Raw genomic sequence first — 13,376 nt, forward strand, 5'->3', positions numbered from 1 at the left:
GATCCTGACTATCGGCTTCGTGGCAAGAGGGGCCCGGCGGCCGAGCGCGGGGTGCTGACCGCGCCGGCCCAGATGCGGGAGACCGCGGTGCGGCAAGCCGCGGCGATCGGGCCGCTCGCGGCGAAGGACACGGTGAGGCTAGCCGACGCGGATGCGGCCGCTGAGCGGCTGCGGATCTCCCGGCTCCAGGAGTACGTGCTGCTCGGGCGGTAGGGCGTCGGCGAGGAGTGGTGTCGGACCTGCGAGGGCGGGGTTCGCGATCGACTACGTGCAGTACTACTGCAATGCGCTCAGCCGTGGATCGCCGATGAGCGGCCGGACCGGTCTGTGCTGCGTCGCGACCCCCTCGGCATCAGCCGGATCTGGGTCCTGGACCCAGACGGCATCGCGTACGCGGGGGTGCCCTACCGGAAACTGTCGCGGCCGCCGATCAGCGTGTGGGAGCAGAAGGCCGCCGTCCGGCGGCTGCGTGAGCTTGGCCGTGCGGAGGTCGACGAGAACACACTGTTCTCCATCGTGGCGCAGATGTGGGAGATCGCAACACAGCCGTGGCCACCACCCTCACGGTTCGCCGCGACCGGCAGCGCCGCACTGAAGTTTCTTCGCGGCCGCGGTCGGCGCCGCCCAAGCCGCCGGTGCCGGACCTGAGTCAGGACGGCGAGGTTGTGGCCAGGCCATTCGAGGTGATCGAACAGTGGTGCACGAAGGCGAGGACATTCTGGTGGACCTGTCACTCCTGTGCCCGGCCGCGCAGCATTTCACGCGGCTGCCGGATGCGGGAGCGGCTTGGGTATGTCCGGGCGGACCGGTGGATCGGCTACCCGCGCGCCACCGAGGCCCTGGAGCAGCTGGAGACGCTCCTGGTCGGCCGTCCAAGCAGTGGATGCCGAACCTGCGTGGGGCTTCTCTGCCACTTCGGCCGCGCCCGGGCGGATGCCGTTCTCTGTTCGTGCGTCTAACAAGCGTCGTGGGTCGTACGACGATCTCGCGCGCCCGTGGCAGCGGGTGGCCACGATCGAGCCACTGGAACCGGGTTTGGGAACTCAAGGCCGAGACCGCAGAGTTGATGCGGCGGCGCGTGCGGGACTCATAGATCTGGTCGGCGTTGCAGGAGTGGCCTCGACACCCGGTTCACGGCGATACGCTTGCGCCCAGGACGGCCCGGGGCACCGAGCGACCCCCGCCGAGGACTCCACGAGGGGACATCGTGCGAGACAGCAGGCAGGAGATCGCGGACGCGCTGGCGGCCTCCGGGCGCACCGACCGGGAGACGGCACTCCATGTGCTGGGATGCACCGTCCGGTGGGCCGCCGACGCCCTCGGCAGGCCGGACCGCGCATCTGATGGTGACGCGCCGAACGATTCCGACGGAGCCGACTCCCTGGCCACCCTGTACGCGCTGGTCGACGCGTTGACGGATGTCAGTGACCTTGCCAAGGCGCTGCCCGGGCTGCTGGAGGCGGCCCGGCCCGGAGAGCTGGTGGGACAGGGCATCAGGGACCTGATGGATGAACTCACCGCGGTGATCGAGCGGGTGACGTCCGAACGCGCGGCACTGGAACAGCTCACGGCAACGGAGAAGGAGCTGCGCCAACGCTTGGCGGAACACGGGAAGCTGCGGCGCGAGGTCGACGAACTGCGGGGGCTGGAACAGCTGGTGGCGGAGCTGGACGCGCTGCACGAGCAGCGGGAGGTCATCGACACACGGCTGCGGGAGCTGCGCGGCCGGGACCTCGGGGCGGTCGACCGGGAGCTGCGCGGCGCGGCCGACGCCCTGCTGCGGCTCACCGAGCGGCAGCTCGCCGTGCTGGAACCTCAGACCCGGCAGGCCTTGGAGCGTGCCGCGACAGCGCAAGAGGTGCTGGCGGCCACGGAGTACAAGCTGATCGAGGGCTCCCGCCAACTCGCCGCCGACCAGGACCGGCTGGAGCGTATTCAGGCGGAACAGGGCAAGGTGTCCGCATCCCTGACCCGCTATGCCCAGGCCGACCGGGAGCTGGCGCAGGCCTTGCGCGAGGCCGCCGGCGCGGATGCCCGCGACCTCGTACCGGGCCAGGGCCTCTCCCTGGAGGAGGTCGAGACCCTCACCCGGACCGTTGAGCAGCGGCTCATTGATGCGGACCGGACCCTGAGCCGCGCCCTGACGGGCCGCCAAGGGACGGAGGAGGGCGGCGGAACGAAAATCACCGGTGCTCAGCCCTGACCGACGGGCAAATCCGGCACGTCCTCGGGCAGATACTCCGAATCCTTGTCACCTTGACTCCACCGCGCCGCCTTGCGGCCCTCCATGAGCTCCAGCAGTCTGCGCACCTCCCGGGCATTGCCGAACGACTCCCGACGGCCCTCCCGGGTCGCTTCGAGCCACAGCCTGGCGCGCTCCGCGGTCCCGAGGCCGAGGGTGTAGCCGCTCTCGGCAGCCATCCGATGGAGGATCTCCACCAGGCCGTCCAGGGCGTAGTCGGGGAAGGGCACCTCGGTGGTGAACCGTGACCGCAGGCCTGAGTTGAAGTCGAGCAGCCGCTCCATGTCCTGCGGGTATCCGGCCGCGATCACGACCAGTCGGCCGCGCCGATGCTCCATTTCACGGAGCAGAGTGTCCACGGCCTCCGCGCCGAATCCGCCCTGTCCCCCGGTGTCCCGGACCAGACTGTAGGCCTCGTCGATAAACAGCACGCCGTCCAGGGCCCGTTCGACCGCCTCGCGGACCCTGGGCGCGGTCTGCCCCACGAACTCGGCGACCAGGTCGGTGCGGGTCACCTCCACGACATGCCCCCTGCGCAGGAGCCCCAGTCCGCGGAACAGATCGCCGATCAGCCGGGCCACCGTGGTCTTGCCGGTGCCCGGAGGGCCGGTGAACAGCAGGTGGGGCGGGGCGAACACATCATGGCCGCGCTCCTGGCGCATCCTCAGCCGGTTCGCGAGTCCTTCCAGCTCCCGGCGGACCGGGCCGAGGCCGATGTACCGGTCGAGTCCGGCCAGCAGTTCGGCGAGCTCGGGCACCGGACGCGGCAGGTGGTCCCGGTACTCCTGCGGGATGTCGTCGATGATGACGGGCTGTTCCACGTCCCGTCCGACGCGCACGGCCCACGGGGCGCGGAGCGCATCGGCGAGGGTGCGCATCTCCCGGGCGTTGCCAAAGCCCTCGTCCCGGGAGCGGTGCATGCCCTCCACGATCTGCCGCAACGCCCCTTCCGTCTCCTCCCCAGGACGCAGGCCGTGCTTTTCCAGGCGGCCCAGCAGGATCGTGTGCAGGGTGGCGGGGTCGTAGTCGGGAAATTCGACAGTGGTGGGAAACCGGCTCTTGAGACCGACGTTGGAGTCAAGGAACTCCTTCATCTTCTCCGGGTAGCCAGCCACGACGACCGCCAGGCGGCCACGGTCGTCCTCCATACGCTTGAGGAGCGTGTCGATGGCCTGTTCTCCGAATCCGTCGCTCTGGTCACTGAGCATGTACGCCTCGTCGATGAACAGCACACCATCCAGAGCCCGGTCCACCACCGCGTTCGTCTGGATGGCGGTCTGCCCTACGTAACCGGCTACCAGATCGCTGACCTGCGCCTCCACGCAGTGGCCACGGGTGAGCAACCCCAGGTCCCGGTACATCTCGCCGACCAGCCGGGCCACGGTCGTCTTCCCGGTCCCGGGGTTCCCGGTGAACACCAGGTGCCGGGCGGGCGGTTCATCGACCGCGGCCAACCCACGGGCCCGCAGTTCCTCGGCCGCCTCTGTCTCCATCCGAATGGCTTCGAATCGCCCTACCAGCTCCTGCATGCCGGGCATCGCAGCAAGTCGCTCCCAGGGCGAACGTTCGTCGGACACGTCTCCTCCTAGCCAGCGCCGGACCGAGTGGAGACTCAATGACGCCTCCTCAACTGGCAGTTGTTCAAGGCGCGCACGCCAGACGCGGGCCGTCTCGGGCTGGCCGGCCATCGCCCGGACCAGCCGGTCCAGGTCCTGCCACTCGACCCGCAGCCCCTTGCGCAGCCGTACCGAGTGGACCAGCCGCTCCAATTCCGCCGCCTGGGGAAGTTCGACCCGGAAGGTACCGCCGCGGGCGGGCTCGTCCCGCCGTTCGTACACAAAGGTCTCCAGCTGCGGATAGCGTCCGAGCCCCGCCAGGAGTTCGGCCACCGCGTCCAGGGAGGGCTTGCGGAACACGAGGATCCACTGGTTTCCCTCCACTGTGTCGGACGCCCACTCGGCCATGGCTCCGGCCAGTTGCCGCGAGGCCCGGTTGTGGAGCAGGAACTCGTCCGCGTGCGGGAAGACCACGGCCGTACGGTGTTCCGGGTCGCGGAGATGCGCGCTCACGGTCATCACGCCGAAGGGATCGGAGATCCCGGACGCGGGTGCCGCACCGGCTTGTCGGGCCGGGTCCGGGGCGGATTCCGCCGTAGACCGGGGGGCGGCACCCAGCAGCCGCGTCCCACCGAGGGGCCCTTGCAGGCTTGCGTGCCGCATGGTGCGCAACCCGCGCCGGCCGGCCAGTTCTGCTGTGCGGCCGGCCGGCCGGCGGGACAGATCCCTCGACGCCCTGTCCCGGAAGTAGACCGGGTTGTGCAGGGTGCTGAAGACGATCCGCTCAAACCCGGCGGCACGCAGCATGCGCCAGAGCGCCTGCTCCATGGAGCACACCTGGGCGGCGCTGTCGACGAAGACGTCACCCACACCGGGCCCGTGCAGGACCGTGAAGGGTTCGCCGGTGCGCACCGCTGCCGGGTCCAGCCGCTCCGTCCCCGGCGGACGGGCAGGAGGGCCTTCCTTCCTCGAGGTCTCGTTCATGCGCCGGGAGTTTCCCGGCCCGCCCGGTGCTGCGCCTGCTCCCCTGGAAGGGGGACTGACGGGACTGGAGGGTGGGGCTCCTCGACGGGCAACGATGCGACCAGCCCCACAGGCACGCCTTGCTCCCGCAGCGCCTGGTACACCGCGTCGGACCGATCCCGAAGCTCGGCCTCGGATGTGATGTCGTGATCGTGGGACACCACACGGATCACGCACTGGTCCGAGTCTTTGTCTGCCTGCTCGATCTCGACCGTGATCTCGTTGCCGTTGGCCTCGTTGCGGAGCCGGGCCCGGAACACTCCCCGCGGGTCATCGTCTACGTACCCGGCCTCCTTCTCCACGAGGTCGTAGAAGGCGATCTCGGCGAGTGTCTCAGCCACGACGTCGGCCAGGTTCACCCTCATCTGCGAGGTGAGCTGGCGCATCCCGGCCCTCTCGACGGTCTCGCCCAGGCTCCGCTCGAGCCGAGGCGCCTCGTCGTCGCGCAGGGCGATCAGGTCCTCCACACCCGTCTGCGGGTCACGGGCCCGGGCTAGTGCCTGAGTGGTGTCCTGCCGTACCCGGTCGTACTCGCCCTCGGACCAGTGCGCGACGTCGAGCACATGACCGGCGATGACCTCGTCGTCCGGTCCGACGACCGGACGCTGCCGGTTCTCCTCGGCCAGGATATCCAACTGCACCAAGGCCTCGACCGCCTCCTCCTGAGCCAGGCAGCGCTCGAACTCCCGCTGCTCTATGTCCACCCGCAGATCGCTCAGCTCGTGGAAGGTCTCCTGCGCCACGGCCAGAGCGGCGTCGAAGCGGCCGTCCGCGGCGGTCTCCTCAGCCGTGGCGATCCGGCGGCGCAGCCTGTCCAGCCGGCCGGGCGCGTACCGATCGTGGGGCAACTCCCCGTCGATCAGGCCAGCCATGGTGCGGGCGTCCGCCAGCCAGGTCCGCACGGTGGCCTCGGCACGCGCCCGGTCCTGTTTGAGTTCGTCGATCTCCCCTTTCACCACGGCCATTTCGGCGCGACGCTCGGCCCGCTCGGCGGCGATGGCGCGCTCGGTCTCTCTGCGCTGCTGTTCCAGCCGCTGCCGGGTGTCCTGCTCGATCCGGCCAGCCGTCTCCCGCAGGTCCTGGTGCAGACGGTCGGCCTGCTCCCGAAGCGTGCGAGTGGTGTCGGCCTCCAGGTCGCGGGTCCGGTCGCTCAGCCTGTCGACCGCCTCTTGCTGGCGGCGCTGCCGCTGCGCCACAGAGGAGAACGCCCGGTCGATGTCGGCCTGGGTCCGTGCCCGCACATCGGCGAACAGCCGTGGGATGTCCCGCTTGACCTCCCGCAGCTGCCGCGCCCTCTGTTGCAGGCGGTACCACTCCGACTGATCGACCTGAATCCGTTTCCTGCAGCTCATGGCCGCCCTTCCTCTCCTGGACTCGGGCTGCTGGTGTCCGCTCCTCGCATACTGGCGCGAACCTTGTCGACCGCTGTCTCGAACACCGCGCCGAGCCCTCTCGGCGCCACCCCGATGAGCAGCGTTTCCGGGCCGTTCACGGCTATCTCCGCGTCGCGGGCCCGGTTCGCGAAGTCGTATCCGCTGTCCTCCAGCCGCGGGCTGAGATGGTGGATCCGCTGGTTGGTGCTGCCGCGCAGACCGCGCCCGTCGTTCAGCCCGGCCACGTACAGCCCGTCGATCAGTACGTCGACGACGGCGAGCAGGTCCGGTACGCCCTGCGACGGAGGCCGGGCCAGCAGCCGTTCCCGGCGATAGCCGGTGAAGCTGATCACTGAGACGTCCCGGATCTCCCGCGCGTGCCGGACCAGTTCGGCCAGTCCGGCCGCCTGCCGCATCGGCTCGCCTCCCGACAGGGTCAGGCCTGTGACCCGAGGGTCGGCGAGCAGCTCGGCCGCCAGCTCCGCGGGGCCGGCCTGGCGCGCTGGGCGGTCGGGAATCCACTCCGGGGCCAGGCACTCTGGGCAGTGGAACGGGCACCCCTGCACCCACACCACCGACCGGACACCGGGCCCGAGCGCCCGGGTGCCGACATGGGTGGCTGCCACATTGAGCAGCGGGTGGACGGTCATCAGGACCGCCCGCTGCCCGGCGCCCCGGGGCCGGCGGTCGACTCGTGCGGGAGATGGGTGAACGACAGGCCGCCGACCACGACTTGGCCCCCCGGCCCACAGGTCACCCGGTCCGGCCGTCCTGAGGCGCCGTCCGGCGTGTAGCGGATCAGCAGATCGACCCGGCGCCCCTCGGCCGACCTACGACGCCGGCCGTACACCATGCCCCGCCCTCCGCAACGTGGCCGGAACCCCACTCGCCTCCCCGACAGCGCGATCCGGTCCGGGATCTCCACGCCGAACACGGGAACGGCCGTCAGCATCCCGTGCAGCGGAGGGCGGTTGACGCTCCGCCACCACAGCCACCCGAGCACCAGGACCGCCGCCAGCGCCGAGAACAGGCCCGGCAGGAAGTACACCGAGCCGACCTCGGCCCGCACCCTCAGCGGATCGCCGGTGACCCCGGCCGCGTCCGGGATCTTCAGGTCCAGGTCGGGGGCGAGCGCCCGTTGCCACGAGGAGGACACCTGGCCAGACACTCGCAACGCGGCGTTGCCGTCCTCGGTGCGGCGGTAGGGCAGTCCACCAGCCCGAGGGCTCCCCTCCAGTCGGACGGCGTACTTGCGGGACTCCCCCGGTTTCAGGGTGAGTTGCTTCGGCACGCCAGTGACGTCGAGCGGGACTCCGGCTGTCGAGACCCGCACTCCGCTCACTGCCAGCGGCACGCGCTGGGTGGCCGAGTGGAAGGTGACGGAGGCGGTGGCGGAGCCGTCGGTGAGGTCGCGGACACCGGTGTCCGTCCAGGACACCGTGACGCCCTTCGCCGTGTCCGAGGCGAGCAACCGCGCCGCCGACCGGGCTCGGGTGCTGTCCCCGGCCCGCTGCAGATAGGCGCCGAGGTTCTGGATACTGTCCGGGCGCAGGACCAGCGTATGGTCCACGACTTTTCCGAGCAGGTCCACTCCGGTCGCACCGCTGCCCAACGGCAGCCCATATCCGGCGAGTTCGGTGTGCGCGGCAAGAGCCTCCGCCCGCTTGCGCAGCTTGTCCCAAGGGGCGCCGGACGACGTGGGGTAGCCGGAACCGCGTGGCGGATCGTGTTCGCCGTCGGTCAGCATGACCACGGAGGCGACGTTCGCGGCGTCCGTCCGTTCGAGTTCGCGCAGAGCTTGGTCCAGAGCGCCCCCGATGTCGGTCCCGCCGGACGGGTTGGGTGCATTGGGCAGCCGGGAGATGATCTTCGCTGTGTCACCGGCCGCTCCGATGTAGCGTTCCTCGGGACGGTCATCGAAGGTGATGAGGTCGACATGGTCGGCGGCCGACAGCCCGTTCAGGAAGGTGCTCAAGGTGGAACGTACAGTGCTGTAGCGGCCTTGGGCGGCCATCGAACCGGAGGTGTCCACCAGGACGACGTAATCGACTGGCTGATCGGCCACGCCGAGTTCCCGGTAGATCTCGTCCCGAGTCGGTGCCGTCCCGGCTGCGATCGCCGGGACGACGGTCGCGGACACGGCGGCAAGCAGGGCGGCGGCCACGGCGGCCCCGCGCCGCAGCGCGGTCACCGCGCGTGGTGACCAGGTGGATCGCTTCACGTACGGGCTCCCTCACTGTCGGGCGGTGAGTCGAAAGGCGGGTCGAGCCGGAGGTCGGTCGGCAAGATGCCCAGCGCGAACTCTTCGGGCGGGTGTTGCGCGGCCAGGCGGTCCTCGGCCGGGTGCACGCCGAGCGGTTGCAGGACAAGGCGAGCCGTCCCGTCGACGGCGAGGCGCACACCGACGTGGAAGCGCGCACCGTCGCCGGACGGAGGGACGGTCACCACGCCGGCTTCGGCGGCGGCGCCTGTCCCTGACGCGCGGACCACTATCCGGACCTCGCGTCCAGCCGTCCCGTCGGCGAGGCCGGTCCGGACCCGGACCCGTTCCCCGTCGGCCTCGGCGAACACTGTGGGCCCACCCGGCTCCAGCGTGCCGGGCGGGCTGATCAGGAGTTCCCCGTCCCGTGGCCGACCCACCGTGGTCCGCTGAACGCGCACGCCCACGGCATGCGGATAGCGGTCGGCCGGGTCGATGTGTCCACTGGCGACCAGGGCAGCCCCGAACACCGCGGCCAGCGCGGGGTCCGTCCCGCCGGTCAGCAGGACCGGCCGGCCCAGACGGCCGGTCAGGTACCCCAGGAGCGCCCCGGACCGGGCGGGACCCCCTACCGCGATCACCGCTGTGCGGGACGGGTCGGGTCCGGTGGCCCGGTGTTCCGGCAGGCCGTCCAAGGCCCGGTCGAGGCCGCCCGTGAGCCGGTCCAGCGCCCGGTGCACCATGCCCGCGGTGATCTCCCGGCCGGCCACCTCGTAGAGCACCGTGTCCGCGAACCGGGCGGCTCGGTCGGGCCGGGCCGCCATCCGGTCGAGCGCGACCTCTGTTCGGCGGGCGTTCCGCGCCCTGGCCCGGCCGAGCTCCCACAGCACCTCGGTGTGGTCGGTCGGCAGCCCCGCCCCGGCCAGCACTGCCGCGTCGAACGCGGCACCGTAGCCGTCGTGGTCGGGGGCGTACCGGGCGACCCGGACCACGGCCAGCGACCCGCCGACCACGGCGCACTCCGTGACCTCGGCCGCCGAGGCGCCCAGGTCGCACACGAGCCAACGGGGCGCCATCGGGGTGCCCGCGTGCCGCAGCAGCGCCAGCACAGCGTGTGGGACGTCCAGCAGACGAGGTCGCGGCATGCGGTCGTCCCCGGGCGGCACGGCCCGCTCCTGCGGCGGGACCACCAGCGCCACCTGACCGGGCGTACCGCAGTGCTCGCGGTACGCGGTGTACGCCACGCTCAGCGCCGCCCCGCGGTCACCACGGACGCCGGCGGGCGTGGGCAGCCCCTCTCCGGGCACCGTCCCCGGCAGCTCCACCAACTCCGGCGTCCCGTCCGCACGGGTCCGCGCGACCCGCAGGAAGCGTGTGCCGGGGTCGATCGCGATGGCGGGCGGCGCGGCGGCAGTCGTCATCACAACCTCCACCGCCGACTCGTCTTCGGATCCCGGCTGTGCCGCAGTTCTGTCAGAACCCGTTCGTGCCAAGCCTTCTGGTCCTCGCTGTGCCGCATCAGCAGGTCACACAGTTGGCCGTACCTGTTCCCGCGTGCCACGGCCGCGTACAGTTCCAGCCCCGGCCGGCCCGACGCCGCCAGGCCGTCCATGAACCGGGCGAGCTGCTCCAGGTTGTACTCACCCACCTCGAGCGTCCACGTGGCGATCGCGTCCAGCAGCTGTGCGGGGAGAGGTCCCTGTCCATGGGCTTCCAGAACGATCCGGGCCAACTCCTTGTACTGCGCCACGTCCTGAACTGCCTTCCGGAAGGCGTGGACCGGCCGCAGCCACCCCAGGTCGTACCGCTTCGCCAGCTCCTCCATGAGGTACGCGGGGACGTCGAGATCATTGAGGAGTCTGCCCCGTCCGGTGAGCCGCCCGTGCAGTACCTCGCAGAGTTGCGGGAGGAGGCTGTCCGGCAGCGCGCGGCTCAGCTCATCGATCACCCGCCAGGTGTTCCGGGACAGCTCCCCGCCCAGAAGTGCCTCGGCCATCAGCCTCCTGAGTTCTCCGTCGGACTGGATCCGGCGGATCAGAACAGCCGCGTAGTCCTGCAGTTCCGCTTGTGCGGTGAGCCGCTCCAGCCGGAGCATGCCCTCCGTGGCTCCGCCTCGGACAGCCGCGCAGAACAGGTCGGCATCGGCTGCCACACTGCCGGACGTCTGCGGCTCCCCGGCAGGAACCAACTGCTCTACGGATTCCGCCAGTTCGGGCTGTGTGCGGGCGACCCTCCAGAGCCGCGGCCACATCAGACCGAGCACCTCTGGCCGCCGCTGCGCCTGGGCGATCTCCAGGGTGACCCGCCAGCCCCTCTCGGCGACCTCGGCGAAGTCGGCTGCGTCCGTGGCGGTGGCCAGGTCCAGGGGCTCACCGAGGAGCACGGCCGCGAAGCGCAGCCAGCCGGGGGTGACGTCGGCGGCCATGTCGTCCCGCGCCCGCTGTACCAGGCGGTCGAGCGGTTCCAGGCTGCGGTCCTTGTGCGCCAGCAGGTACTTGAGCCAGGTCTTCCCGACAGCGGGCACACGAACGAGGCTGCGGTCGGCTCTGTCCGTGCTGCGGCCCCACTCGTTCTCAGCCATGTAGATGAGCGCCCCGGTCCATTCGTGCGTCGGTTCCGGGGCCTCGACCAGGGTGTTGAACAGTTCGTCGAAGCTGCCCCGCCGGTGCGGCTCGACGTTGTGGTCAACGACGCCCAGGTACTCATGGGCGTGTTCGAAGGAAAGGGCGGGAGTTCCGGCGCCCAGGATCTTCTGGGCGAGCAGGGACGGGGTGCGCCCGGTCCAGTGCTCCGCCAGCAGACTCCCCGCGACCGCGTCGCCGCTGTGCGCGCTTCGGACCAGGAAGAAGGTCAGCGTGCCCAGCCGGCCTTCGTCCAGGGATACGGCCTGATGCCGTTCCAGGACCCGTCCTACGTCCTCGACCGTCCCTCCGCCCGACCGGATCTCCTCGATCACGGCGTCCATCAAGTCCGCGTCGCGCAGGGCCCTGAGGGCGGCCCCGGGGCGTGGGGCCGTAGCCGGTTCCGCGGCCGTCACCAAATGCTCCACGATCACGGTGGTGTCGCCGGTCTTCACCCGCAGCCGGCGAAGCCCGCGCAGATAAGCCCGCGCGGTCTCGTCCCGCGGCTCACCCGGCGGGCTGCCGCCGAGCACCGCCGTGATCTGCCCCGTCCGGGCCGCGGACGCGAAGAACAGCCTCAGGTCGTGCTGCGACTGACCGGTCCAGGTCGCGGCGCTGAGCCAACCCCGGCATTCGTACGGCAGCAGAGAACAGACCGCGTCGAGCACACGGACGCGATCGGAGACGTCCGGCAGCGCCTTGCCCGGACTCGGCGTGATCGCCACCTGCCGGTTGCCGAGCAGCAGCGCGGCCACGCCCGCCGCCCACTCGAAGCCCAACTCATCTACCACTGCGGCAAGTTCAGCGGGAGGCGTGCGCGACACGGTAACGGTCAACGGGACCGCGTCGCCGGGCAGATCGGGTGGCTCCGACAGCAGCGCACGGTCGATACCGGACCAGGTCAGGGCGGTCCGGCCCGCCTCCGGCCACTCCAGCAGGATCAGCCTCCAGGTGTAACTGGGGGCGCCGGTGCCGTCGGTCGATCCGTCCCACGTGGCCTCCACGGAGGCGCAGACGGGTTCCGGGTGCGTATCCGTTCTGCCGAGGAACACCCGCCACGGCAGTTCGCCCTCCGGGTCACGGCCTCCCGGTGCGCCAGTGGCGGATGCCTTCCAGAGGTAGGTACTCGCCCGGTCTTCCGGAAGGCTGCTTCGCAGCACCTCGTAGCCCATGGTCTGCCCCGGATGCTTGCCCAGCACCGCCCAATGCGCGGTCAGTCGTTCCTCTCCGAGGCCCTCGTTCACTTCCGCTTCCCCCCGAGCCAACCACCCCGGCCGCGGTCCCGGTGTATCCGGCTCTCCAGGTCGATCAGCGGCTCCAGAACGTTGATCGGCACCGGGGAGGTACGAATGTGCGGTTTCCCTCCCACCTCGACCGGTTGGACGTAGTCGTTGTAGTCGAACACCTGCTGCGGGTTCAGCCGGAAGCCGACAGCGGAGGCCGCGTAGAAGGAGATACGCCGGGGGTCGAAGTGGGAGTACAGGGCGTCGCGTACCAGCCGCGCGTTGGATCCGCGGAACTCGTTGCACATCCATTGGAAGAAGTTCTCGCTCTGTTCCCGGGGCACGCGGGGCAGCCGTGAGCCCACCATGTCCTGCGTGACCCACCCCGCCTCCGCCGCGGGCCGGAAGATGTCCGGGTGGTCGAACTTGGCTATGCAGACGGACACATGGTGCGGAAGCATGCCGTCGACGAGCTCGCCCCGGTCCCTTACCCTCGCGGCCAGCTGGGTCAGAGTCGCCTGGAGATAGGTGAAACTCTCGGTGGCCTCCTCGGCGTCACCCACGGGGTCGAAGAGATAGATCACCCCGTGGGACCGCGCGAGATGGCCGACGAGCTGGGCCTGCTGGGGATGATCGTGCCGGAACACCTCCCCGGCCGCGTCCTGGATCTCCAGCACGAAGTTGGGGCGCCGGTTCCGGAATCCCAGCTTTCCCTTCTCTTCCGGCCCCTGGAGGGCCCAGGCCAAGCCCTGGACGCCCATGGTGGCCTCGGGAAAGGCCCGCTGCCGGGTCAGCAGATCCGTGCCCTGGGCGAGGAAGGCGTTGGCCTCCTGCGTCATGCCGGTGATGCTCCAGCTGCCCGCGTTGTGCCGCTGGTACTGCATCGCGGCGATCTGGAGAGCGGCCAGATAGGTCGTCTTGCCTGAGCGGGGCGCGCCCCACAGCCCGATTCTTATGCGGTCTGGTGCGTTCCCGTTCACCTGGCCGGCGGACGGAACCGGCACGGGTTCCGAGACCGGGACCGCGTCCGGTATCGGCACCGGCTCCGGGGCACCGGCCCCGGTCGACGCGGTCACAAGGGCCGGCTCCGGGCCTCCGGACTCCTTCTTGTTCGGGTCGTAGAGATCGGGCATGAACT

10 protein-coding genes are annotated in these 13,376 nt (G+C 70.6%); 3 read left to right on the plus strand and 7 right to left on the minus strand.

The features are described 5' to 3' along the window. Window positions 1-51 precede the first annotated feature (51 nt). The 3 genes from OG522_RS03815 to OG522_RS03830 all read left to right on the plus strand — a co-directional run bounded on the left by OG522_RS03815 (window position 52) and on the right by OG522_RS03830 (window position 2,203). Entirely contained in the window at window positions 52-213 is a 162-nt protein-coding gene (locus OG522_RS03815) for a hypothetical protein (protein WP_329461484.1), read from the plus strand. A 114-nt stretch (window positions 214-327) separates the two neighbouring features. Then, complete coding sequence (locus tag OG522_RS03820) at window positions 328-648, plus strand: hypothetical protein (protein ID WP_329467886.1); 321 nt, start codon at window positions 328-330, stop codon at window positions 646-648. 559 nt (window positions 649-1,207) lie between these two features. After that, entirely contained in the window at window positions 1,208-2,203 is a 996-nt protein-coding gene (locus OG522_RS03830; RefSeq protein ID WP_329461485.1) for a hypothetical protein, read from the plus strand. On the opposite strand, the gene OG522_RS03835 is transcribed toward OG522_RS03830, so the two are convergent. From OG522_RS03835 to OG522_RS03865, 7 genes are read right to left on the minus strand one after another with little or no spacing between them, the layout of a single operon-like run. Further along, complete coding sequence (locus OG522_RS03835) at window positions 2,194-4,782, minus strand: AAA family ATPase (protein WP_329461486.1); 2,589 nt, start codon at window positions 4,780-4,782, stop codon at window positions 2,194-2,196. The genes OG522_RS03830 and OG522_RS03835 overlap by 10 nt on opposite strands. Beyond that, window positions 4,779-6,173: a hypothetical protein gene (locus OG522_RS03840; RefSeq protein WP_329461487.1), complete on the minus strand. Its 1,395-nt coding sequence runs from the start codon at window positions 6,171-6,173 to the stop codon at window positions 4,779-4,781. Before OG522_RS03840 ends, OG522_RS03835 begins: the two co-directional genes overlap by 4 nt. Next, window positions 6,170-6,844: a 4Fe-4S single cluster domain-containing protein gene (locus OG522_RS03845; protein ID WP_329461488.1), complete on the minus strand. Its 675-nt coding sequence runs from the start codon at window positions 6,842-6,844 to the stop codon at window positions 6,170-6,172. The genes OG522_RS03840 and OG522_RS03845 overlap by 4 nt, the downstream gene beginning before the upstream one ends. Further along, entirely contained in the window at window positions 6,844-8,415 is a 1,572-nt protein-coding gene (locus tag OG522_RS03850; RefSeq protein ID WP_329461489.1) for a vWA domain-containing protein, read from the minus strand. Before OG522_RS03850 ends, OG522_RS03845 begins: the two co-directional genes overlap by 1 nt. Then, the gene (locus tag OG522_RS03855) at window positions 8,412-9,815 is read right to left on the minus strand and encodes a sugar kinase (RefSeq protein WP_329461490.1); all 1,404 of its coding nucleotides are present in this window, start codon (window positions 9,813-9,815) and stop codon (window positions 8,412-8,414) included. Before OG522_RS03855 ends, OG522_RS03850 begins: the two co-directional genes overlap by 4 nt. After that, window positions 9,815-12,259: a hypothetical protein gene (locus tag OG522_RS03860; protein ID WP_329461491.1), complete on the minus strand. Its 2,445-nt coding sequence runs from the start codon at window positions 12,257-12,259 to the stop codon at window positions 9,815-9,817. Before OG522_RS03860 ends, OG522_RS03855 begins: the two co-directional genes overlap by 1 nt. Continuing rightward, the gene (locus OG522_RS03865; protein WP_329461492.1) at window positions 12,256-13,371 is read right to left on the minus strand and encodes a TRAFAC clade GTPase domain-containing protein; all 1,116 of its coding nucleotides are present in this window, start codon (window positions 13,369-13,371) and stop codon (window positions 12,256-12,258) included. The genes OG522_RS03860 and OG522_RS03865 overlap by 4 nt, the downstream gene beginning before the upstream one ends. Window positions 13,372-13,376 lie beyond the last annotated feature (5 nt).

The sequence above is a fragment of the Streptomyces sp. NBC_01431 genome, assembly GCF_036231355.1.
Lineage (GTDB): Bacteria > Actinomycetota > Actinomycetes > Streptomycetales > Streptomycetaceae > Streptomyces.